The 21461-nt window shown below is 43.6% G+C and carries 25 protein-coding genes and 1 other RNA gene; 17 read left to right on the forward strand and 9 right to left on the reverse strand.

The features are described from left to right. Nucleotides 1-152: transposase (locus BLV54_RS17270; protein WP_176969695.1), on the forward strand; the 152-nt coding region annotated here is incomplete at its 5' end. Nucleotides 153-172: 20 nt separating this feature from the next. Here the strand turns inward: BLV54_RS17270 and BLV54_RS08900 are convergent. Further along, nucleotides 173-565, reverse strand: coding sequence for a hypothetical protein (locus BLV54_RS08900; RefSeq protein ID WP_090570805.1), 393 nt, complete (start codon nt 563-565; stop codon nt 173-175). A 480-nt stretch (nt 566-1045) separates the two neighbouring features. Here BLV54_RS08900 and ffs point away from each other — a divergent pair. From ffs to rluB, 4 genes are all read left to right on the forward strand, one after another. Beyond that, an RNA gene (gene ffs / locus BLV54_RS08905) (signal recognition particle sRNA small type) lies at nt 1046-1145 on the forward strand. Between the two features lie 60 nt (nt 1146-1205). Next, a complete protein-coding gene (gene dnaX / locus BLV54_RS08910) occupies nt 1206-2807 on the forward strand; it encodes a DNA polymerase III subunit gamma/tau (RefSeq protein ID WP_090570808.1) in 1602 nt (533 codons plus the stop codon). Between the two features lie 16 nt (nt 2808-2823). Further along, nucleotides 2824-3147 carry a YbaB/EbfC family nucleoid-associated protein gene (locus BLV54_RS08915; protein WP_176969726.1) on the forward strand — a complete coding sequence of 108 codons (324 nt, stop codon included), beginning with the start codon at nt 2824-2826 and terminating at the stop codon, nt 3145-3147. A gap of 149 nt (nt 3148-3296) precedes the next feature. Further along, nucleotides 3297-4112 (forward strand): 23S rRNA pseudouridine(2605) synthase RluB, encoded by an 816-nt coding sequence (gene rluB / locus BLV54_RS08920; RefSeq protein ID WP_256329316.1) that lies wholly within the window; start codon nt 3297-3299, stop codon nt 4110-4112. 9 nt (nt 4113-4121) lie between these two features. On the opposite strand, the gene prmB is transcribed toward rluB, so the two are convergent. Next, nucleotides 4122-5048 (reverse strand): 50S ribosomal protein L3 N(5)-glutamine methyltransferase, encoded by a 927-nt coding sequence (prmB, locus tag BLV54_RS08925; RefSeq protein WP_090570817.1) that lies wholly within the window; start codon nt 5046-5048, stop codon nt 4122-4124. A gap of 101 nt (nt 5049-5149) precedes the next feature. Between prmB and tadA the strand changes: the two genes are divergently transcribed. The 3 genes from tadA (at nt 5150) to BLV54_RS08940 (ending at nt 7153) form a co-directional block, all read left to right on the forward strand. Continuing rightward, nucleotides 5150-5620, forward strand: coding sequence for a tRNA adenosine(34) deaminase TadA (gene tadA, locus BLV54_RS08930; protein ID WP_218132361.1), 471 nt, complete (start codon nt 5150-5152; stop codon nt 5618-5620). Then, entirely contained in the window at nt 5617-6096 is a 480-nt protein-coding gene (locus tag BLV54_RS08935; RefSeq protein WP_090570822.1) for a L,D-transpeptidase, read from the forward strand. Before tadA ends, BLV54_RS08935 begins: the two co-directional genes overlap by 4 nt. 106 nt (nt 6097-6202) lie before the next feature. Beyond that, nucleotides 6203-7153 (forward strand): DUF5666 domain-containing protein, encoded by a 951-nt coding sequence (locus tag BLV54_RS08940; protein WP_090570825.1) that lies wholly within the window; start codon nt 6203-6205, stop codon nt 7151-7153. 90 nt (nt 7154-7243) lie between these two features. Here BLV54_RS08940 and BLV54_RS08945 read toward each other — a convergent pair whose 3' ends face one another. The 3 genes from BLV54_RS08945 to BLV54_RS08955 form a co-directional block, all read right to left on the reverse strand. Next, complete coding sequence (locus tag BLV54_RS08945) at nt 7244-8638, reverse strand: hypothetical protein (protein ID WP_090570828.1); 1395 nt, start codon at nt 8636-8638, stop codon at nt 7244-7246. A gap of 301 nt (nt 8639-8939) precedes the next feature. Next, complete coding sequence (locus BLV54_RS08950; RefSeq protein ID WP_090570831.1) at nt 8940-9479, reverse strand: NUDIX hydrolase; 540 nt, start codon at nt 9477-9479, stop codon at nt 8940-8942. A 78-nt stretch (nt 9480-9557) separates the two neighbouring features. Further along, nucleotides 9558-10388, reverse strand: a complete 831-nt coding sequence (locus BLV54_RS08955; protein ID WP_090570834.1) for a DUF2914 domain-containing protein — start codon at nt 10386-10388, stop codon at nt 9558-9560. 331 nt (nt 10389-10719) lie between these two features. Between BLV54_RS08955 and ligA the strand changes: the two genes are divergently transcribed. Genes ligA through def form a run of 4 tightly spaced genes read left to right on the forward strand, consistent with a single transcriptional unit; the run spans nt 10720 to nt 14595 of the window. Further along, the gene (ligA, locus tag BLV54_RS08960; protein ID WP_090570837.1) at nt 10720-12759 is read left to right on the forward strand and encodes an NAD-dependent DNA ligase LigA; all 2040 of its coding nucleotides are present in this window, start codon (nt 10720-10722) and stop codon (nt 12757-12759) included. A 1-nt stretch (nt 12760) separates the two neighbouring features. Further along, entirely contained in the window at nt 12761-13312 is a 552-nt protein-coding gene (locus BLV54_RS08965; protein WP_090570841.1) for a hypoxanthine-guanine phosphoribosyltransferase, read from the forward strand. A 13-nt stretch (nt 13313-13325) separates the two neighbouring features. After that, the gene (locus BLV54_RS08970) at nt 13326-14072 is read left to right on the forward strand and encodes an S-methyl-5'-thioinosine phosphorylase (RefSeq protein WP_090570882.1); all 747 of its coding nucleotides are present in this window, start codon (nt 13326-13328) and stop codon (nt 14070-14072) included. Beyond that, complete coding sequence (gene def / locus BLV54_RS08975) at nt 14062-14595, forward strand: peptide deformylase (protein ID WP_090570844.1); 534 nt, start codon at nt 14062-14064, stop codon at nt 14593-14595. The genes BLV54_RS08970 and def overlap by 11 nt, the downstream gene beginning before the upstream one ends. A 13-nt stretch (nt 14596-14608) precedes the next feature. Here def and hemJ read toward each other — a convergent pair whose 3' ends face one another. Continuing rightward, nucleotides 14609-15022, reverse strand: a complete 414-nt coding sequence (gene hemJ, locus BLV54_RS08980; RefSeq protein WP_090570847.1) for a protoporphyrinogen oxidase HemJ — start codon at nt 15020-15022, stop codon at nt 14609-14611. A 133-nt stretch (nt 15023-15155) separates the two neighbouring features. Between hemJ and BLV54_RS16835 the strand changes: the two genes are divergently transcribed. Next, nucleotides 15156-15287, forward strand: coding sequence for a hypothetical protein (locus tag BLV54_RS16835; protein WP_256329320.1), 132 nt, complete (start codon nt 15156-15158; stop codon nt 15285-15287). Between the two features lie 132 nt (nt 15288-15419). Here the strand turns inward: BLV54_RS16835 and BLV54_RS08985 are convergent, their stop codons facing one another. Beyond that, nucleotides 15420-16127, reverse strand: a complete 708-nt coding sequence (locus tag BLV54_RS08985) for an arginine N-succinyltransferase (RefSeq protein WP_090570850.1) — start codon at nt 16125-16127, stop codon at nt 15420-15422. 15 nt (nt 16128-16142) lie between these two features. Next, nucleotides 16143-16868, reverse strand: a complete 726-nt coding sequence (locus BLV54_RS08990) for a glycosyltransferase (protein WP_090570853.1) — start codon at nt 16866-16868, stop codon at nt 16143-16145. Between the two features lie 90 nt (nt 16869-16958). On the opposite strand from BLV54_RS08990, the gene BLV54_RS08995 reads away from it, so the two are divergent. Then, the gene (locus tag BLV54_RS08995) at nt 16959-17408 is read left to right on the forward strand and encodes an NUDIX hydrolase (protein WP_090570856.1); all 450 of its coding nucleotides are present in this window, start codon (nt 16959-16961) and stop codon (nt 17406-17408) included. A 4-nt stretch (nt 17409-17412) separates the two neighbouring features. Then, nucleotides 17413-18498 (forward strand): tRNA 2-thiouridine(34) synthase MnmA, encoded by a 1086-nt coding sequence (mnmA, locus tag BLV54_RS09000; protein ID WP_090570859.1) that lies wholly within the window; start codon nt 17413-17415, stop codon nt 18496-18498. A gap of 39 nt (nt 18499-18537) precedes the next feature. Here the strand turns inward: mnmA and BLV54_RS09005 are convergent, their stop codons facing one another. Continuing rightward, entirely contained in the window at nt 18538-19155 is a 618-nt protein-coding gene (locus BLV54_RS09005) for a glutathione S-transferase (RefSeq protein WP_090570862.1), read from the reverse strand. Nucleotides 19156-19262: 107 nt separating this feature from the next. On the opposite strand from BLV54_RS09005, the gene purB reads away from it, so the two are divergent. Both purB and grpE read left to right on the forward strand, forming a co-directional pair. Continuing rightward, complete coding sequence (purB, locus tag BLV54_RS09010) at nt 19263-20639, forward strand: adenylosuccinate lyase (RefSeq protein WP_090570865.1); 1377 nt, start codon at nt 19263-19265, stop codon at nt 20637-20639. Nucleotides 20640-20835: 196 nt separating this feature from the next. Next, complete coding sequence (gene grpE, locus BLV54_RS09015; protein ID WP_090570868.1) at nt 20836-21423, forward strand: nucleotide exchange factor GrpE; 588 nt, start codon at nt 20836-20838, stop codon at nt 21421-21423. Nucleotides 21424-21461 lie beyond the last annotated feature (38 nt).

A 21461-nucleotide genomic window follows, 5' to 3' on the forward strand; every position in this document is an offset into this window, starting at 1 on the left:
CTGCTTTTGCCAATGCAGGGCACACGCTTGAATATTTGCCGTCTTATTCTCCAGACTTTAATGACATTGAACCAAAATGGGCCCAGGCCAAAACAGTCAGAAAAAAGGAAGGATGCTCCATCGAGCAGCTCTTTACCGCTTATGCACTTTAAATCATTTTATATGGGATCAGCTATAGTAAAAGTTGCCGTGAGTGTGTGTTGTCTGATGTGCGCTTTTGATCAAGCGCAATGGCGGTGTTATCTGGCACATTGAGCATAAAAATAATCCATTTGCTATCAATACAGAATATGAGAGCGAGCACGGCATTGATGGTGAGTATATCGACTGGATCATCCATAACGATGGTGATATTGACCAATTGCAGATTGAGATTGCTTGCGCGCTGGATGGGATAACAGGGGTTATGCGCAGGAGGTTCGTGTGAGTCAACAAATTGGTTCTCATCAAATCGTGCGCTGTGCTTGGTCAGTCGCTGATTCTGCTGGGTAGGTGGTTGCCTGGTGGCAAGGTGGATAGTAGGGAGTTTAAGGTGCTGAATCCTGCCAGGGCAGCGCCCGACCATAGGAAATCCATGGAAATAAAAAATCGTTTGTCTGTCGGGTGCGCTTCTGCTTTTGCTCAAGTGTAGGTGTTTGTAGCACCTGAACGGAAGATAAATCAATCGACAACAATGTGTCGAGCGTAATGATCCCGAATCAAAGACAGAGCTATCAGCCGCCAGCATGTGCTCATGCTTTTACGGTTGATATCTTTTTGAGGTAAAATTTTTATGCAATCCTTATCCTTAATGTTGTAGAATTACGCACGTATCGGGACCCCGCAACCATTGAATTACTGGTATAGTTACTCGGCAGATAATTCCAAGAATTTTCGGCCCTTTGCTGGATTTGGCAAAGGGCTTTTTAATGAAATCTTTAGCACCAGAAGTCACATACATCTTGGTTTCTATTTCTGGTGTGATAGTGGTCTAGTTTATAAAAATTTTAACCGGGTTACTGTTATTTACCAATCAGCAACGCTGATTGATGTAAAATTGTCTTATGGCGGGCCTCCCCGCATTGCAGGGTAGTGAACCTGGTCAGATCCGGAAGGAAGCAGCCACAGCTATTTTTTTGCAAGTGCCGGGGGTTAGGCTCGCCACCCCAACAGATAGATAGGTTATTGATAATCATCTGCCCTTTTTCCTTCATTTGACAAATATCGTGTCTCAAACACAAGTCCTTGCTCGGAAATGGCGCCCAAGAAACTTTTCTGAATTGACTGGGCAAGACCATATCGTTAAAGCAATTACTCATTCACTTGAGCAGAATCGATTGCATCATGCCTACTTGTTTACAGGGACACGTGGTGTCGGTAAAACAACGATTGCTAGAATCCTGGCTAAAGCATTGAATTGCGAAGCGGGTGTGACATCCATGCCTTGTGGAGAATGCCCGGCTTGTATGTCCATTGATAAAGGAAATTTTGTTGATTTGGTTGAATTGGATGCAGCATCCAATACCCAAGTCGATAGTATGCGTGAACTCCTTGAGAGCGCAAGCTATGCGCCCACTGCTAGCCGGTATAAAGTTTATCTCATTGATGAGGTACACATGCTTTCCAGATCGGCTTTTAATGCCATGCTCAAGACTCTGGAAGAGCCTCCTGAACATGTCAAATTCATACTGGCGACCACCGATCCGCAGAAGATCCCTATCACTGTATTATCGCGTTGCCTTCAGTTTAATTTGAAGCAAATTCCTTCCTCTTTGATTGCAGTACATTTGGGAAAAATATTATCGCAAGAGCAGATCACATTCGATTCTGCGTCCTTGCAATTATTGGCAAGAGCTGCCCAAGGTAGTATGCGAGATGCGTTGAGCCTGCTCGATCAAGCAATTGCATATGGCGATGGTGTTGTCAAAGAAGCTGATATCCATACCATGCTGGGTGTAATAGACCAAGAATATCTATATGACTTATTAGAAGCGCTAGCGAGAAAAGATGGCGCAAAGATGCTATCGATTGCTGATGAGATGGAGGCGCGCAGCTTATCATTCGATAGCGCTTTACAGGAGCTGGCAACCATCCTTCATCGTCTTGCGTTAGCACAAATTGCGCCTCAGACGGTTGATGAGACATTGCCTGAACGTGAGCGGGTTTTTGCATTGGCTAGACATTTTACAGCTGAAGATGTGCAATTGTATTACCAGATCGCACTTCATGGGCGTAATGATTTAAATCTGGCGCCGGATGAATATGCAGGATTTACGATGACTTTAATGCGGATGCTGGCATTTATACCCGAGCAGATATTTCCAGGCGGGATTTCTAAGAATTCTGGAGAAGGAGGGGATATTAGGCAAGAAGCCATTCAAGTGATAAATCAGGCTACAAATAATAGTCAATCGATCCAGAAAAAAGAGACTGAGATTTCTGGTTCTCCTAATGAAGACTGGTTGGCAATCGTAAATCAGTTGAAACTGAATGGAATGACTAAGATGCTGGCGCAGCATTGTGAAGCTAAACTTTTCACAGCTGACATGATTGAGCTGTGGGTGCCAGAAGTGCATAAATATTTGTTAGAAAAGACTTATCAGGACAGGCTAAAAACTGCATTAGAAAACTATTTTAAGAAACCTGTTAAAGTTACGTTCTTGGTCGGCACTATTACGGGTATGACGTCACTGGTCATGCAGGAGCGTGAAAAACAGGCAAAGCAATCAGAAACGATTGCGGCAATTGAAGCAGATCCCTTTGTGAGAGAAATAGTAGAAAATTTTGATGCAAAACTAATCGTTTCTTCGATTAAATCAATTGAATAATGGAGACAGGATAATGATAAAAGCGAATTTAGGTAATTTAATGAAGCAAGCGCAGCAGATGCAGGAAAATATGAAGGCAATGCAAGAACAGCTGGCGACGATAGAAGTTGAAGGTCAATCAGGAGCGGGTATGGTCAAGGTGGTGATGACTTGCCGCCATGATGTCAAGCGTGTCAATATTGATAACAGTTTGATGGGTGATGATAAAGAAATGCTGGAAGATTTGATAGCTGCTGCAGTGAATGATGCGGTGCGCCGGGTAGAGACAACCACGCAAGAAAAAATGGCAAGTTTAACGGGTGGACTGGGTCTGCCTCCCGGCATGAAACTGCCTTTCTGAGTAAGAGATTGAATGCATCAGATTAAACCTTGGGTTGTTTATTTTGTTTATCGATATTCAGCGCCTTTTCAAATTTTTCCTGTTAAGAAGTAAAGTAAATGCGTACCAAGCGAGTATTCAGTGCGAGAAAAAGGCAGGATTTGACGCCCATGAGTGACAATACTGCCATCAAGCCCGCCCCAATGGTTACTCATAAGCTTCAAAAGTTATTGGCGCAAAGCGGTCTGGGTTCGCGGCGTGAGATGGAAGCCCTGATCGCTTCGGGGCAGGTCAGTATCAATGGCAAGGTCGCAAAATTAGGAGATCGGGTAGGGTCAAGAGATCTGGTGCGTGTGAATAGGCGTATTATACGGATCAATATCAATGAGCGTTTGCCGCGCATTATTCTCTATCATAAACCAGAAGGTGAAATTGTGAGTCGTCATGATCCCGAAGGGCGTCCCTCTGTTTTTGATAAATTACCACAACTGAAATCATCTCGCTGGATTGCTATTGGTAGATTGGATTTCAATACTAGCGGATTGCTGATATTTACCACAAACGGAGTCTTGGCAAACCGACTTATGCACCCGCGTTTCCAAGTGGAGCGTGAATATGCGGTTAGAATTGTCGGTCGCTTGACTCCAGAGCAAAAGAGCCAATTATTAACAGGGGTTGAGCTGGAAGATGGGCTGGCAAAATTTAGTGATTTGTCAGAACAAGGTGGTGAGGGCGCCAACCGGTGGTATCACGTGATATTAAAAGAGGGCAGGAATCGGGAAGTGAGACGCCTGTTTGAAGCATTGGGTTTAACAGTCAGCCGGTTGATTCGCATACGGTTTGGCCCGATTCATCTGCCTCCCAGATTAAAGCGCGGCATGTGGCATCAACTGGATGAAAATGAAACCGCATACTTGCTAGAGCTAGTTAATGATACTTCGCCCTCTGGTGTTATTGCAAAACATAGTAAGTTAAATTTAACCTAAAAACTGTCTTTAGGTTAAATCACTGCGCTTCAACATGAAAACAAATTGATCACCTGCGCTTGTTTCCAGCCAGGTAAAAGGCAGGTGAGGAAAGGATTGCTCAAGGATATCTCGATTATGACCAATTTCTACAATCAATAACCCTTCTTCGGTCAGATAATTGGAGGCTTCGCTCAGTATCGTCCGTATTATAGCCAACCCATCCGGACCAGCTGCAAGCGCAATTCTTGGTTCATGGCGATATTCTTCAGGGAGTGTGGCCATCGACTCAGCATTGACATAGGGTGGATTGCTAATGATCACATCATAGCGTTTCCCAGCTAATTCATTAAATAAATCAGATTGAATCGGATTGATCGCGTGTGCTAGATCATAACGGACGATATTTTTAAGCGTGACTTCCAACGCTTCAGCTGAAATATCCACCGCATCAACGCTTGCATTTTCGAATGCATGAGCCAGTAATACAGCCAGACAACCTGAGCCCGTACACAGATCCAGCACTGCATGAATAGCATCAGGTTGTTTGACCCAAGGTGCCAGCTGGCTTTGTAATAATTCAGTGATAAACGAGCGCGGGATGATAACGCGTTTGTCGACGTAAAAACTGAAGTCGCCTAACCAGGCTTCATTCGTCAGATAAGCAATCGGGATTCTTTCTGCTACGCGTTGTTCAATGCGATGGATGATTTGATCGCACTCAGGCTGGGTGAGGTGTGCGTCCAGAAACAAGTCTAATTGGTCAGGAGTAAGATGTAGGGTGTGTAAAATCAGATGAGCTGCTTCCTCATAAGCAGTGGGAAATCCATGGCCATAAAACAAGTCAGCTTGATTAAAATAGCTTACAGCAAAACGTAACAGATCACGCAGGGTGCGTAGTTCGTTCCTGGCGTAGTTGATAATTGGAACTCTAGGCTCTTGGGAAGAGGTCACCATACTTCTGGCAATAAAAGAGTATTTGCATGTGACATGAATGTAGCATAAAAGATACACTGATGCTCAAATTATTTGATTAAATAACAATATGAATGATATTAATGAATAAAGAATATTTTATGCGGGCAGCACTTGACCTCGCATGCAAGGCACAGGAACTCGGAGAAGTCCCGGTGGGCGCAGTAGTCGTTAGAAATGGTGAAATCATAGGTCGTGGCTATAATCGCTCCATCGTAGCCATGGATCCGACAGCACATGCAGAAGTGATGGCATTACGTGACGCAGCTCAGAATCTGGGTAATTACCGTCTATTGGACTGCACGTTGTTCGTAACCCTTGAGCCTTGTGTAATGTGCATCGGTGCACTTTTTCATGCCAGGATCAAGCGCTTGGTGTATGCCGCTGCCGATCCCAAAACAGGTGTCTGTGGAAGTGTGTTAAATCTACCAGCGGAGACAAGACTCAATCATCACCTGGAAGTAATCGGGGGTGTGCTGGCAACCGAGGCAGGCAGTCTGCTAAGACAGTTTTTTATCTCAAAGCGAAATCTTGGTAAAGCGGTTTTATTATGAGAATTCATATCAGTATTGAGCAACAACAACTCGACTTGATAAATGATGAAGATAAGGTTGTCAGCAGCTATTTGATCTCTTCTGCCAGAAACGGTATCGGTCAGCAACGGGGGAGTTTTTGTACACCGCTGGGAAAGCATATTATCCGTGCCAAAATTGGGGATAAGCAACCGATCAATACAGTTTTCATCAAACGCCGTCCTACCGGAGAAATTTACACACCCGAGCTGGCTGCCCGCTATCCCGGTCGGGATTGGATTCTAACGCGTATCATGTGGTTGTCAGGGTGTGAGATTGGATTCAATCGACTAGGCCTGGTTGACACCATGCGCCGTTATATCTATATCCATGGCAGCCCCGATAGCGCAGAAATGGGTAAACCTGGTTCGATTGGTTGTATTCGCATGCATAATGGCGATTTGCTGGATTTATTTAACCAGGTATCAATTGGAGTGTCTGTAGATATCAATCATTGAATTTTTCTCCTGATTCTCAGTTCTAATTATTGGAAATTAAATTTCTGAGTAATTTTTTTACTAAGCTGTTTTCTAATTATTAGAAATTGAGGTAAGGAGAAAAATCATGAGACATTTTCGTTTTGTATTTGCACTATTCTCAATGTTGACTATCTTGGCTTTTAGCTCATTAGCGCTATCGTCAGAAAGTGATGAGCTGGAATTCAGAGCTACTGTGCTAGCAATTAATATGCCCACAGACGGTGATAGCACGATAACGGTCAGGCTGATTACAGAAAATACACCTCCTTTTGAGGGTCCTATTGTTATCACGGGAGCAACAGAGATAGAATCAAATGGCTTTGAGATCCCTTTATCTGAGTTGCAAGTTGGCGATATCATTAAGGTTGAAGCCTTTTTTGGCGCAAATGGAATGATCATTGCAAAAGAGATAGAGGTTCTCGATGCCCAGGTTGCTGAGGTGGGTCGCTTCCGAGTACAGGGCGCAATCCAGCAATTGACCCCTGTAAATAATGATGTCCTCATGAGAGTTATTGGGATCGATATCTTGGTTAATGCGTCGACAATAATCCGGACTAGGGAGTTACGCAATATCGAAAACTTATTAATTACTTCCCTGCGAGTGGGTGATATTGTCGATGTAAGAGGAAGGTTCGTTGATAACAGGTTAGTGGCTGATCGGATTGAAGTTGGCGAAAGACCTGATGAGGAGGTTAAAGTTAAAGGAACGATTGTTCAACTGAATAATAACACTATTGTCATTGCAATTGATGGTGCAAATCTCACTGTGATCAGAACTGAATCAACTGATGTCCGTGGTAATTTGGCGATGGGGATGTTTATCGAGGTGGAGGGTTTTCTTGATAAAGATCTGCATATTATTGCAGAGGAAATCAAGGTAGATGATAATCGTGACGGCAATGTCGACGATGATCATGATTTTGGACGGAAAAAAGATCGCGATGATGATCGATTTGGTCGTGATAGAAATCATAATGGCGGTCGTGACGACAACGCTCCTGGCAACATGAACACCCCTAGCAATATGAACATGTAGTGTAAATCTAAAAAAAGACTGCTAAATTTTTAAAGACTTGAACTAGCAAAAAGATCCGGAGATCCAGCTGCTAGTTCAAGTATTGCTTTATTAAGGGGTGATCGTAATCGTAACGGTACTTTTCACTGTATCATTGATGATGCCATCCTGGTTGTCATCAACAGTAAAGGTTAGAGTGTAAGTGCCGGCAGGGAGCTCACCAGTAGAAATATTCAGAATGGGAAAGTGATCAATAGCAAATAATTCACCCTCATGCATTCGAAGAGGCTGCTCTGACGGGATAAATTCAAGCTTATTATTTAGCCAGAATGTCCCCACCGGAGTAATTGCCTGTATCCAGTAATTTGTTTGATTTCCCCCATAGACACCAGGATCAAGTGACACAGTAAGAGCCAAACTATCGTTCTGTGACAGGGTTATAGAATCGGTTGCGTTATTGGCAAAAATAGTAGGAACGGGTGTTGAATGCTGAGGAGGGAAGGGAGGGGGTATGTTATTAAAAAACCATGAAATATTGCTGTTAAAGTAAATTTGCCCACGAGTAATCACAAAGTGTGAAGAATTGATTGGCTCTGCGCTAATTTCACAAACTGAAAACGACGCTCTATTGTTATCGAAACTGAGAACAATATCGGCTGCATCAGTGAGTCCGATAAATTCTAGCTTTAACGAATAGTCGTCAGCTGTGTCTGCCACTTTGTCCAAGCCACTCATGGCTAGTCGCAGTATGGCTACATCATCTGCTGTCAAGGTGCGTTGTGCTTCACCAGCATGAACTCCCTGTTGCATAACAGCTTCAGTATTCTGAATACCGAATAATGCAGCGACATGACGGTCAGCATTTGCAACAAAGGTGTTTCCAGGTGGTAGATCCGATAGATCGCGGCTGTAGGTTGTCATATCCACCTTTGTTGCGATACTAAATGGATTATTGTTACTTTTACGAAACCAGTGAAGATTAATGTCGTCACCACGTAAATCATCGCCAGAACCACTAACGCCGTCAGGACCTTTGTCAAGGTTGAATTGATTGTCAGCTCCCCTGGTGGATTGAGTAAAGTTTCTGTCTGCACTATTCAAACCTGATTCCGATGCAAGATTGGGATGTCCTAGTCCAATACAATGCCCCACTTCGTGCAATACAACCGATTCAAAATCAAACTGGTCAGCAGGAACATTGCTACCCTCTTTAACGATATTATTGATCGTGGGAAGCAAATTATTCCAGGTGCTGATGGTATTTTGGATAGGAATCACCATTTCTTCTGCATGAAGGGAGGAGGGAGAAATGCCAAGCGTTACGGTCAGACTGGTACCTTCACCTCTATAGCCAGAAGAATGAGTAATGATATCGACTCCATGTTCTCTAGCGAACTCAAAAGTTCCTGCGATAGAGGGTGAAACAACACTTATCGCAAGCGATAATAATGTTAACTTCAAGTCAATGAGAGTAAAAGATGCAAGCTGATAGTGTGTGCGTTTCATCTTGATCAATTAAATGTAAATAATAGGTTTTGCCTCTGGAGTCGTGAGTGGTGTGCTGTAATCAGTTATCAGCCATTTATTTAATTTTTCTAAGATCAGCTCATTTCATGATCGTTTCTAGCTGCTGTGAACTGAGATGAGGTACTGAATTTCTTCGATACTGGAAAATTGCTCAGCAGCCCATTTGAGGCCGCACCGTGAAATGGTCTTTTTTGCATTCAAGTCTCCCTGTTCAAACATTTATCGCGTTATCGATGATCTCATTGCCTGCTTTGTAATAAACTCAACATATTGAAAAAAATCACAGTGAAGGCTTGTCAATAACACCCAGATGAAAGCTGATTTGCCCTTTACGCCGTTCTTCCAGATAGCGTTTCAAAGGATCATGAATAACGCGAAAAGCTATTTCATTCCATGGAATTTCACGCTCATCGAAAAGCTTGACTTCCAGACTCTCTATGCCGGGAGAAAAATCCAGATCCAACAAGCGAGCCTGAAACAGGAGATAAACCTGGCTGATATGAGGTAAGCTATAAACAGCGTATAGATCACCAATTTCTACCCGCGCATTGGCTTCTTCCAGCGTTTCCCGGGCAGCTGCCTGCGCTAATGTTTCGTTGTTTTCCATAAAACCTGCCGGCACAGTCCATTTCCCTTCTCGGGGTACGATCGCCCGGCGGCATAATAGAATCTTGTCTTTCCATTCAGGGATGCATCCCACGATCATTTTTGGATTCTGATAATGAATAGTATGACAAGTAGTACAGACAAAACGGGGTAATGTATCACCTTGTGGTATATATAACTCGACTGTGGCACTACAGCTACTGCAGAATTTCATAGTCTTACCTCAGATACCTCAGATACCTCAGTCGATGAGCAATGTTTAAGCACAATAGGTTTTTCGATATTGGTATGATCATCGGTTGTTTTGTTGGGAGCGATGGTTCACTGTAAAAGCACGTTCGGCAAGTAATTTCCCGGATTGATCCTGTACCTCAACTCGCCATTGACCCATTTGGGTTTTATTTAGCATTTTATTGGCATGCGTGCGCCAGTTATCATCTTCAATTACAAGTGGGATTTTCGCAACTTCTTTGTCTTGGTAAAACCAATTTACACTGACTTCTTTACCTTTTAATCCACGTAAGTGGAGAAAAAAATAGATTGGCTGACTTGTTCCTTGATCAAGCCAGACATGATCAATATTGTCAACGGGTTCTTGTTGCTGAATAGCACTGGTCAATTGGGCTTTGATAATATGAGATTGATCCGTGGAAGCCTCTTTTGCCTTGGCTGATTGGCTGGTTGTTTTATTCTTGGCTATTTCAGGCTTTTTGAGGGGAATGATGGTGTATCCCAGATTTGTTGTTGCTTCAACGATAGGCTCTGGAGTAGGTGTGGCTTCAGGAACTGGCTCCATGGCTGGAGCGGAGATTTCACTACTCGTATCACTATTATTTGCCGATAGATCATTTGATTCCATGTTCTTATCGAGGACTAAGCTATTAGAATTTATGGACTGAGTGTCTTCTGATGATAAAGTCTCTCTAATCGGCTGGTTACTTTCCTCAGCAAACCACCAGAAAATCCCACCCAGTATTATCGCAAGTAACAATCCCGCTGTAGATATTTTTCTCCAATCAAAAGGAGGTTTAGTTTGATTGACTATTTCTTCTGAGTTTACAGCCTCTGGAAATTGTGGAGTCTGGTTAAGTTTGATGCGAATCTTGAGTTGCTGGTCATTCATAATGAAAATAGATTAAAACTTGATGAGCTCTACTAACTATTGTAGAGCCCAATAGATTAAACAGCGAGAACATTATAATAGTATTACTGTTTAAAAAATATTACAGCAAACGAATATCTCGTATATTGCCAGATTATGCTGATAATTGGAGAAACTGAGCTGAGTTGATGCCTTCATTCTCCAAGAATAATATTTAAGTATTCCAGAGAAAATCGCTATTCTAGGCCTATCATTGATGGGAAAATGTCTGGAATAAATAGAATTCGCAAAATTATTTACAATTTGACTTGCGCCATAAATTACGCTTACAAGCGAGTATCTCAAAATTGATATGAATGATCCCATCGAAACAATTCAACAGCAAATCCAGACATTGCGTGAAGTGATTGGTATGCACAATTATCGTTATCATACCTTGAATGCACCGACCATTCCGGATGCAGAGTTCGACCGATTGTTTCGCGAATTGCAGCAGCTCGAGCAGCGTTATCCCCAGCTTATTACCCCTGATTCTCCTACTCAGCGTGTAGGCGCTGCACCGCTCAAAGAATTTACCCAGGTGACGCATCGCACCCCTATGCTTTCACTGAATAATGCGTTTGAAGACAGTGAAGTGGAAGCATTTGATCGGCGTATCCGAGAGGAATTAAAAGTTGATAGTGTCGAATATACGGTGGAGCCTAAATTTGATGGATTAGCTGTTAATTTAACATATGAAAATGGTGTGTTGACACGTGGTGCAATGCGTGGCGATGGCTATAAGGGGGACGATATCACGCTCAATTTGCGTACCATGAAATCGATTCCTTTGCGATTGCCTCTTGAACATCCGCCATCCTTGTTTGAGGTGCGGGGTGAAGTACTGATATTGAAAGCAGATTTTGAGAAACTCAATCTCGAACAGCAGAAAAAAGGTGAAAAACCCTTTGCTAATTCACGTAATGCCGCAGCAGGATCGCTCAGGCAGCTTGATTCGGCTATTACAGCGAAGCGCAGGTTGACATTTTTTGCCTACGGCGTGGGTGTCCATGAAGGAGTAGCTCCTCCCTATATTCGGCAAAGTGAAGTGATGGCCTACTTGCAATCACTGTATTTTCCGATAGCCAAGTATAAAGTGGTTAGCGGTGTAAAAGAATTGCTGGTGTACTACCTCGTGATGCAGACTTTTCGTGATGGGCTGACTTACGATATCGATGGGATCGTTTATAAAGTAAACGATTTAGCGCAGCAGGAAAAGCTTGGCTTCGTCTCCCGTGCGCCTCGTTTTGCGCTAGCCCATAAATATCCTGCGCAGGAAGCCGTGACTGACTTGGTAGGCATTGATGTTCAAGTTGGAAGAACAGGAGCGCTAACGCCTGTTGCAAGATTGGCACCGATTTTTGTTGGCGGCGTGACAGTAACCAATGCAACCTTACATAACGAAGATGAAATCAAACGTAAGCAAATTATGATTGGCGATAAAGTGATTGTGCGCAGAGCGGGGGATGTCATTCCGGAGGTAGTCGCTGTTGTTCCTGAGCAGCGTCCACCTCATGCAAAACCTTTCTTAATGCCTGATCACTGCCCCATCTGTGGTGCTCGAGCAGTACGTCTGCCGGGAGAAACAGTCACGCGTTGTACCGGTGGTCTATTTTGTCCTGCACAGCGCAAACAGGCTATTCTTCATTTTGCTTCGCGCCGTGCGATGGATATCGAAGGACTGGGTGAAAAACTGGTAGATCAATTAGTGGAAAATGCCATCGTGCGTACCCCTGCCGATCTCTATAAACTCGGTCTTTCCGCGCTGGCTAATCTGGAGCGTATAGCAGAGAAATCAGCAAACAACTTGCTGCTGGCGATTGAAAAAAGTAAGCGGACCACACTCGCTCGATTCATTTACGCACTGGGCATTCGTCATGTAGGTGAATCTACTGCCAAGGATCTGGCGAATTATGCTGGTCAGCTTGACCGATTGATGGCTATGAACGTTGAGCAGTTACAGGAGGTTCCGGATATCGGTCCTGTGGTGGCGCAAAGTATTGCTGATTTTTTTGCAGAGAAGCACAACCGGGAGGTGATCGAGCAGTTACGTAGCTGTGGGGTCAGATGGGAAGAGAGTTCAGAAAAGGTAATGCAGGTTAGTAGCCTCCTTCATGGCAAAACCTTTGTTCTGACAGGAACTTTGCCCAGCATGACACGAGATACGGTGAAAGAAAAAATTGAACATTTGGGGGGGAAAGTCACGGGTAGTGTTTCCTCAAAAACCGATTATGTGGTGGCGGGAGTCGATCCGGGTAGCAAATATGACAAAGCCGTCGAGTTGGGTGTTACGATACTTGATGAAGCAGGGCTGCTGAAATTGCTGCTAGACAGTTCTGGGGCCAGCACTTGATATGGATGTACTAATCGATAAAGAAGCAAAACAGCTTCTAAAGAATGCAGAATTGATCGCATCTGCTCATATGTTGACGGAAACGGTTGAACGGATGGCTAAAGAGATAACGACGGTATTGGCAGGGCAATATCCATTGGTTCTTTGTGTGATGAGCAGCGCTGTGGTTTTTACTGGGAAGCTATTGCCGTTACTTAATTTTCCCCTGGATTTCGATTACTTACATCCGACTCGCTATAATCACACGCTCCAAGGGGGAGTTATTGAATGGAAAGTATCACCTCCGGATAACTTGAAGGGAAGAGTAGTGCTTGTCTTAGATGATATTCTTGACGAAGGATTCACGCTTGCGGCGATCCGTCAGCGCGTTATGGAGGGTGGTGCAAAAGCTTTTTATAGTGCCGTGCTCGCAGATAAAGTTATCAGTAAAACGAAGCCTATCTGTGCTGATTTTATAGGTATGTCATTACCGGACCGGTATGTATTTGGTTATGGTATGGATATAAAGGGTTTATGGCGGAATTTACCTGCAATCTTCGCTATTAAGGAATAAAGTGGAAAAAAGTATACTTGCAATTATTGGTGGTAGCGGAATGACCAAGCTTGCTTGTCTGGAAATATCACATCGCCAGATTGTGAGAACACCTTATGGTGAGCCATCTGGTCCATTAACATTTGGCAAAATAGATAATCAGGAAATTGTATTCCTGGCACGGCATGGTCATGGCCATACTATTCCACCGCACGCAGTGAATTACCAGGCCAATCTTTGGGCGTTGAGTTTATGTAAACCAAAAAGTGTTATCGCGGTCGTATCAGTAGGAGGCATACGCGCAGATTTGACCCCCGGTAGAGTTGTTGTTCCGGATCAAATCATTGATTATACCTTTGGTCGGAAATGCACTTATTTTGATAAAACTGACAGGCCGATTATTTATACTGATTTTACCCATCCTTTTTGTCTGGAAACCCGCCGCCATCTTCTGTTAGCAGCGGAACGGGCTAACGAGAAGATTATCGATGGGGGTGTTTACGCAGTGACTCAAGGACCGCGGCTAGAAACAGTGGCAGAAGTGAATCGATTGGAGCGGGATGGGGCAGATATGATAGGCATGACAGGTATGCCGGAGGCGGTGCTTGCTAAGGAATTAGGATTACCTTATGCAGCGATTGCGGCTGTGGCGAATCATGCAGCGGGACGTGGCACAAGCGTACGCGCAATTCCGCTGGAGGAGGTTTACGCTGTTTTGGATAAAGCCATGGTAAGTGTGCGAAATATATTGGAACATTTGGTAAAAATAAATGACGATTAGAACTGTTTTAAAAATGGGTGATTCACGCCTGCTGAAAGAGGCGAAGAAAGTGAGTAAAGTCAACACGCCTGAACTTGATGCGCTCATTCAGGATATGATGGATACAATGACAGCACTCAATGGTGCAGGATTGGCTGCTCCGCAAATTGGTGTCGACCAACAAGTAGTTATATTTGGTGTGGACTATAATCCACGCTACCCGAAGGCAGAGGCGGTTCCTTTCACTGTTTTGATTAACCCTGTTGTAACGCCATTATCCAAAAAAATGGAAGAAGACTGGGAAGGATGTTTAAGTGTTCCCGGTATGCGCGGTATGGTACCGCGCTATAGCCGGATTCGTTATGAGGGGGTTGATCAATTTGGTAATGCAATTGACCGGAGTGTAGATGACTTCCATTCGCGTGTGGTTCAACATGAATGTGATCATCTACATGGGATACTTTATCCGATGCGGATCACTGATTTCCGCACATTTGGTTTTACCGATGTGCTGTTCCCCGGGCAAGAAGTCTTGGATGACTAGATCGCTTCTGAGATCACCAAGGTTTGACCACGACGAGGATGACTACTGCAAATAGGATGACAACGGGAATTTCGTTGAACCAGCGATAATAAATATGACTGTGTTGATTGCGATCATGTTTGAAATCGATTAATAACTTGCCACAGTATACATGGTAGGTGATTAACAGGACGACCAGAGCTAATTTAGCGTGTAGCCAGGCTCCAGAAAAACCATAGCCGAGCCATAACCAACTCCCAAATATCAACGTCAATAGTGCTCCGGGTGTCATGATACCGTAGTAAAGCTTACGCTCCATCACTTTAAAGCGATCAATTCCTGCTTGATCAGCGCACATGGCATGATAAACAAATAACCGGGGTAAATAAAACAAGCCGGCAAACCAGGTAACCATAAAAATGATGTGTAATGATTTAATCCAGAGCATAGTGGGTAACCCTTAAATTTTTGGAAAAGAAATAAGTAGTGTTCAAGAACATAAAGATAAATTTCCGATACTGCCAATTAGCACATTCAAAAGTAAAGTAATAATCCTAGATTCCTCAGTTGGGCAGGATGGAGTGTGTGATCTTGCAAGTGCAGGGCAAGGCGCAACGATGCGGAATGGTCGTTCCATTCCAAAGAGTTGCAACGCAGCCATGCGTTTGCAAAATTGCGCAATCCGTCCTGCAGCGGAAACACCCAGAGGGTGAAAATGAAATATGTAGGAAAAATTATTATATTCATAATGTTAACATCAGAACGAGCGATCAACTGAGGAATCTAGGATAATAAATCACTAATGGAATATTGAGGTTGCCGCAAGTTTATTGCAAGAAAGCGGACTATTCTTTGAGCTTGATATTGATTTGACCTTCTGTCACATGAATGTCCTCGATCCCTTCCGAAAAGGATTGCCAAAATCCTGGATCGATACCAAATTCACTGACCAGATCAATGTTTTTTATTCCACCGAGCCAGGCATTAGGGATGGGGACACCCATGATGCTGACACCTTTGAGGATAATGACAGGTTTGTCATGCTGATAGGTTATGCCGATACCGGCATTGAAACGGAGTGTTTTGCCACCCAGTACCGGAAAATCCTCTTCAAGTGGAATGAGTAGTTTTGCACTGACGAGGTCATTAGTAAGATCAATAGCCAGCTTCTGTGCAAGATCGGTATTTTTAGCGAGTAACGCGTTCAACTCGCGTTCAGTGAAACTGATTGCACGTGGAGCATTTTCTTCGGAGTAGGGTTCGGGTTTTAGGAATCCGCTTTCGTCGATCTCACCGTTTTTCTTTTGATTCGTAATATTCGTAGTCTGTGATGATAATCCAGCTTCATAACCGATAGCATGCAGTTTAGCTTCAAGGGTTTTTTCTTCTTCGGTATTCAGTACCACTGGTGTAAACGCTGTAGCGAAAATATAAGTTTTAAGTACCCAGTAGGTGCCAGCGATGGTGATGACGATCGTGAGTAGAACAATCAGCAGTACCTGACTCCAGTGCATATGAGCAGTTTTTCTATCCGTATTTTCAGTAGAATTCATATTAGTGATTAAGTGCTAGCGTCGTCCGTCATACCACATTGATAACCATTTTTTGTCATGCAGCGATCGGTGGGGATGAAGGATGAGACGCAGAAGCTGTCCAAAAACTTCTCGCCTGCTATAGAGTTTAATTTTTCTTGCAGATGTTTCAAGTGGATGTGCTGTTAAAATTGTAAATTTGAGACGATGGGCTTGACCCCATTTCTTGAGTTTCTGACTGAATTCAATTTCCTCTGCTGCATAGAGTTCCAGATTGAAACCACCTATTTCATGAAATGCCTTGCGGTTACATACCATCAATGCACCCGCCGCCCAGCCGAATAAAACAGACAGCATTGTCCATAGCTTTAATATTGCATTCGCCCACCAAGGTTGTCCTGGCATCAGCAGGGTGCTGCCAGCGCCGACATGTTTGCCTTCCTTGATCAGTTGAAAGATGTCGGTTAATAACCCTTCACTCAGCAGACAATCCGCATCCAGAAATATCAGCCAGTCTCCGTTGGCAGCGGCAGCTCCAGCAGTACGTGCACGTGCAATATGGTTGATTGGTTCAAAAATGACGCGTGCCCCGGCCTGTTTTGCCAGCCTGGCTGTATTATCGGTAGAATTGTTATCGACCACGATAATTTCGTGAGTAAAACCAAAATTATGGTTGGCGGCAAGCGCTTCAGTAACAGACTGTAAACACTGACCAATCAAGCGTTCTTCGTTGAAAGCTGGAATAATGATTGAAATATGCATGAAAAATATACTCTCATCAATGTATTGCTAGCATGATGATAGCAAGTTTTATCGATACGCTTCTTTATTAAATTAATCCATACAACAATCATGATTTGGAAACCTAATGTTACGGTTGCCGCCGTTATTGAGCAAAATGGCAAATATCTATTGGTAGAGGAAGATCAACAGGAACAGGGAGTGCAACTCAATCAGCCTGCTGGGCATTTGGAAGCTGGTGAATCCATTATCCAGGCAAGTGTCCGGGAAGTACTGGAAGAAACGGCTTATACTTTTATTCCCCAATGGTTGATTGGCATTTATAACTGGCATTCTTGCGCTGCTGATACGACTTTTTTGCGTTTCGCGCTGTCTGGTATAGTGACCGACTTTGATCCGAATCGAACGCTGGATAGTGGCATTTTGCGTGCTGCCTGGTTTGATCTGAATGAGATTCGTGAACGAAGAAGTTGCCATCGCAGTCCGCTCGTCATGCAATGTATCGAGGATTATTTGGCTGGCAAACGCTATCCTCTAGAAATTTTTACACATTACGATTGAGAATATGAAAAAACAGTGTGTCATAGTAGGGATGTCTGGTGGAGTGGATTCCTCTGTTGCCGCCTTATTATTAAAAGAACAGGGTTATGAGGTCATCGGTTTGTTCATGAAGAACTGGGAAGATGATGATACCAATGAATATTGTTCTTCCCGTCAGGATTTCCTTGATGCGGTATCGGTGGCGGATATTATCGATATTCCGCTGGAAGTGATCAATTTCTCGGCTGAGTATAAAGAACGCGTATTCAGTTTGTTTCTTGCGGAATATAAGGTTGGGCGAACGCCCAATCCGGATGTATTGTGCAATGCTGAAATCAAATTCAAGGCCTTTCTCGATCACGCTATTACCCTCGGTGCAGATTTTATTGCCACTGGCCACTATGCGCAGGTACGTAAAATTCATGGCTCGTATCAGTTGTTGAAAGGTGAGGATGGCAGCAAGGATCAGAGCTATTTTCTCTATCGTTTAAACCAGGCACAACTGGCCAAAGCACTATTTCCTATCGGGCATCTTTACAAGCGCGAGGTACGTCAAATCGCACATGCGCACAAATTACCAAATTTTTCCAAGAAGGATAGTACCGGTATTTGTTTTATCGGCGAGCGCCCTTTTCGTGAATTTCTCAACCGATATTTACCGCATGAACCAGGTGAAATCCAGACACCAGAAGGAAAAGTAGTCGGTAAGCATATCGGTCTAATGTATTACACCATTGGTCAACGGCAGGGGTTAGGTATTGGTGGGATCAAGGATGGCAATGAAAAACCGTGGTTTGTTGCAGGTAAGGATAGGGCAAGAAATGTACTGATCGTGGTGCAGGGACATGATCATCCGGCATTGCTTCGTTCTACCTTATGGGCGACCGATCTGTCTTGGATCAGTGGCAAGACGCCTCATTGCAATTGGGTGTATGCAGCTAAAACCCGGTATCGGCAGATTGATGCACCTTGTGCCATTACGCGCCTTGATCAAGGGAGTTGTCAAATTGACTTTGCACAGACACAGTGGGCAGTGACACCCGGGCAATCAGTTGTGGTGTATGAAAGTAAGGTGTGTCTGGGTGGGGGAGTGATTGCTGGCGGCGAATAATCTGCGTCCACCTGGAATCTGCCGAAGCATTCATGCGGCTTAATCTTTGGGTGCCGTATTGATAAAAGATTCACGTTGTTCCAGTTTGTCAATCAGTCTGGCAAGGTTGGGATAAGATTTGCGCCATTCAATTTGTGGAAAACGAAAGATCAGGTAGCCGATCGCACAGCCCAGTGCGATATCGGCTAACGTCATGGCTTCTCCTTCACACCAGTCATTGCTGCCCAATTCCATTGCGGCAGCTGCCAAACCCAGATCAATTTTCTTTTGCTGGCGGCTTATCCATTCATGACTTTGCTGGATATCAGGACGTTTAAGTTCCAGGAAAACGGCTGCTGCTGCATCACAAATACCGTCTGCCAGTGCTTCCCAACGCTTTACTCTCCACCGATAACAGCCAGGTTCTGGAATAAGGCGAAAAGTGGACGCGGTATTCTCCAGATAATCCAAATATTCTGCGATCACACGTGAATCAAACAGTGTTTTCCCATCATCCATGATCAGAACAGGTACTTTGCCCAGCGGATTAAGATAGGCAACGTGTGTGTTGGTATTCCAGGGAATATCTATATCAAAATCATGGCTGATGTGTTTTTCGGCCAGAATGATGCGAATTTTACGTACATAGGGGCAGGTCAACGAGCCAATCAGTTTCATGGTGTTATCCTTTAGTAATGCTTTAATTACTGATTATACGTATCTGCGTCATTTATGGGTATAACGGCCTATGTTAAAATACCTGCTAAAACAAGGACACAGAAAAAATGAGTTTTTCCCCTATTTACGCGCTTTCTCCGCTGGATGGTCGTTATCACAGTAAGGTAGTAGATTTACGACCTTATTTTAGTGAGTTCGCATTGATTCATTATCGGGTGCGAGTAGAAATTGAATGGCTCAAGGCATTAAGTAATGAACCAGTCATCTCAGAGGTGCCTGTCTTTTCTTCTGCTACGATCGTACAGTTGGATAATCTGGTAGAGAATTTTTCCATTGCTGATGCAGAAGCGGTTAAAGCGATTGAAATGCGTACCAACCATGATGTTAAAGCAGTTGAGTATTGGTTGAAAGAGTCTTTGGCAGAAAATGCCGAAATCAGTCAAGTAGCTGAATTCATTCATTTCGCTTGCACTTCAGAGGATATCAATAATCTCTCTTATGGCATGATGCTTCAAGTCAGCCGAAATCGGGTAATGTTGCCGATGCTCAAAAAGATTATCGACAGCCTTACGCAATTGGCACATCAGTTGACGGATGTTTCCATGCTTGCACGTACGCATGGCCAGCCTGCTACACCTACGACGATGGGTAAGGAAATCGCCAATGTGGTGTATCGTTTGCAGCGTGGCTATGAGCAACTTGCGAACGTATCCATTTTAGGCAAAATCAATGGTGCAGTAGGTAATTACAATGCGCACACAATAGCCTACCCCATGCTTGACTGGGAAAAATTTTCCCACGCTTTTGTGGAGAAATTAGGTCTGGTTTTCAATCCTTATACCACGCAGATTGAACCACATGACTTCATTGCTGAGTTATTTGATACTTATGCACGTATTAACACAGTATTGCTCGATATGGATCGCGATATCTGGGGATATATTTCACTGGGTTATTTCAGGCAAAAAATTAAAGATGGAGAAGTGGGATCATCTACTATGCCGCACAAGGTTAACCCAATCGACTTTGAGAACTCGGAGGGTAATTTGGGGATGGCCAATGCATTATTCCGACATCTGAGCGACAAACTTCCCATATCCCGCTGGCAGCGCGATTTGAGCGATTCTACCGTGTTACGTAATATGGGCGTAGCACTTGGGTACACCTTGTTAGCTTATGATTCCTGTATTAAAGGATTGAGTAAGCTAGAAATCAATTCCACACGATTGCAGCAAGATTTGCAAGATTCCTGGGAAGTGCTGGCTGAGCCTATTCAAACAGTCATGCGCCGTTATGGGATAGCTAATCCTTATGAGCAGCTTAAGGCACTGACGCGCGGAAAAGCCGGTATTACTCAAGAAACCTTGCACCAGTTCATTGACAGTCTTGATATTCCAGCGGTTGACAAAAAACGTTTATTGGAATTAACCCCACAAAATTACACAGGATTAGCGTCTTTTTTGGCTGCGAGAATTGGTAGCTAGTGAGTGCTATTTTAGCATCGATATCAGTACCTTAGAAATAGTGTTTTATTAGATTTTCTCGTGGTTAAGTTATTTTTTGATATTTAAATTAGTTAAATGGATTGAAATTGGAATAACTGCCTCAATTTATTAAAATAGCTGCCCTAATTTATTGGAATAACTGCCCCAATTTAACTATCCAAAACAAGAGGTAAGTATGCAAGAATCAAACAAATCGCAAACAGATGAACAAGAGTTGATATCGGTAAGTGGTGAAACAAATGAAGCTGAGGCTTCCAAAGAGAGAAGTACCAAAGAGACCGAGTCACAAGTAGAGATGATGCCCAGTCTTGAGGAGTTATTGAAAGAGGCCGAGTTAAGAGCAGCTGAACATCATGATGCTTGGTTGCGCGCCAAAGCAGAAGCCGAGAATATCCGTAAGCGTGCTCAGTCAGATATTACCAATGCACATAAATATGCTATTGAAAAATTTTCGAATGAATTACTGGCAGTGATGGATAGTCTGGAAGCTGCGCTGGCGGCTGAGAATACGACTCTGGAAAATTTTAAAAATGGCGTGGAATTGACACAGAAGCAGTTGGCTGCTGTTTTCGAGAAATTTAATATTAAATCCATCAATCCAAATAGCGAGAAATTTGATCCCCATCAGCATCAAGCAATGTGTATGGTGGAATCAGATCTTCCCCCGAATACGGTAACACAAGTATTGCAGAAGGGTTATATGCTGCATGATCGGGTAATTCGTCCGGCGATGGTAGCCGTCTCGAAAGCTAAAGATACTTGAAATTTCAGTAGAAATCTCCACTTCCGGATATTAGATAA

This window comes from Nitrosomonas sp. Nm33 (assembly GCF_900107265.1).
Classification (GTDB): domain Bacteria; phylum Pseudomonadota; class Gammaproteobacteria; order Burkholderiales; family Nitrosomonadaceae; genus Nitrosomonas.

Bases quoted from the DNA above. Each gene is read 5' to 3' on its own strand.
- BLV54_RS08900 (WP_090570805.1), bottom strand. From the start codon at position 565: ATGGTCGGGCGCTGCCCTGGCAGGATTCAGCACCTTAAACTCCCTACT.
- rluB (WP_256329316.1), top strand. From the start codon at position 3,297: ATGAGTGACAATACTGCCATCAAGCCCGCCCCAATGGTTACTCATAAG.
- prmB (WP_090570817.1), bottom strand. From the start codon at position 5,048: ATGGTGACCTCTTCCCAAGAGCCTAGAGTTCCAATTATCAACTACGCC.
- tadA (WP_218132361.1), top strand. From the start codon at position 5,150: ATGAATAAAGAATATTTTATGCGGGCAGCACTTGACCTCGCATGCAAG.
- BLV54_RS08935 (WP_090570822.1), top strand. From the start codon at position 5,617: ATGAGAATTCATATCAGTATTGAGCAACAACAACTCGACTTGATAAAT.
- BLV54_RS08940 (WP_090570825.1), top strand. From the start codon at position 6,203: ATGAGACATTTTCGTTTTGTATTTGCACTATTCTCAATGTTGACTATC.
- BLV54_RS08945 (WP_090570828.1), bottom strand. From the start codon at position 8,638: ATGAAACGCACACACTATCAGCTTGCATCTTTTACTCTCATTGACTTG.
- BLV54_RS08950 (WP_090570831.1), bottom strand. From the start codon at position 9,479: ATGAAATTCTGCAGTAGCTGTAGTGCCACAGTCGAGTTATATATACCA.
- BLV54_RS08955 (WP_090570834.1), bottom strand. From the start codon at position 10,388: ATGAATGACCAGCAACTCAAGATTCGCATCAAACTTAACCAGACTCCA.
- ligA (WP_090570837.1), top strand. From the start codon at position 10,720: ATGAATGATCCCATCGAAACAATTCAACAGCAAATCCAGACATTGCGT.
- BLV54_RS08965 (WP_090570841.1), top strand. From the start codon at position 12,761: ATGGATGTACTAATCGATAAAGAAGCAAAACAGCTTCTAAAGAATGCA.
- def (WP_090570844.1), top strand. From the start codon at position 14,062: ATGACGATTAGAACTGTTTTAAAAATGGGTGATTCACGCCTGCTGAAA.
- hemJ (WP_090570847.1), bottom strand. From the start codon at position 15,022: ATGCTCTGGATTAAATCATTACACATCATTTTTATGGTTACCTGGTTT.
- BLV54_RS08985 (WP_090570850.1), bottom strand. From the start codon at position 16,127: ATGAATTCTACTGAAAATACGGATAGAAAAACTGCTCATATGCACTGG.
- BLV54_RS08990 (WP_090570853.1), bottom strand. From the start codon at position 16,868: ATGCATATTTCAATCATTATTCCAGCTTTCAACGAAGAACGCTTGATT.
- BLV54_RS08995 (WP_090570856.1), top strand. From the start codon at position 16,959: ATGATTTGGAAACCTAATGTTACGGTTGCCGCCGTTATTGAGCAAAAT.
- mnmA (WP_090570859.1), top strand. From the start codon at position 17,413: ATGAAAAAACAGTGTGTCATAGTAGGGATGTCTGGTGGAGTGGATTCC.
- BLV54_RS09005 (WP_090570862.1), bottom strand. From the start codon at position 19,155: ATGAAACTGATTGGCTCGTTGACCTGCCCCTATGTACGTAAAATTCGC.
- purB (WP_090570865.1), top strand. From the start codon at position 19,263: ATGAGTTTTTCCCCTATTTACGCGCTTTCTCCGCTGGATGGTCGTTAT.
- grpE (WP_090570868.1), top strand. From the start codon at position 20,836: ATGCAAGAATCAAACAAATCGCAAACAGATGAACAAGAGTTGATATCG.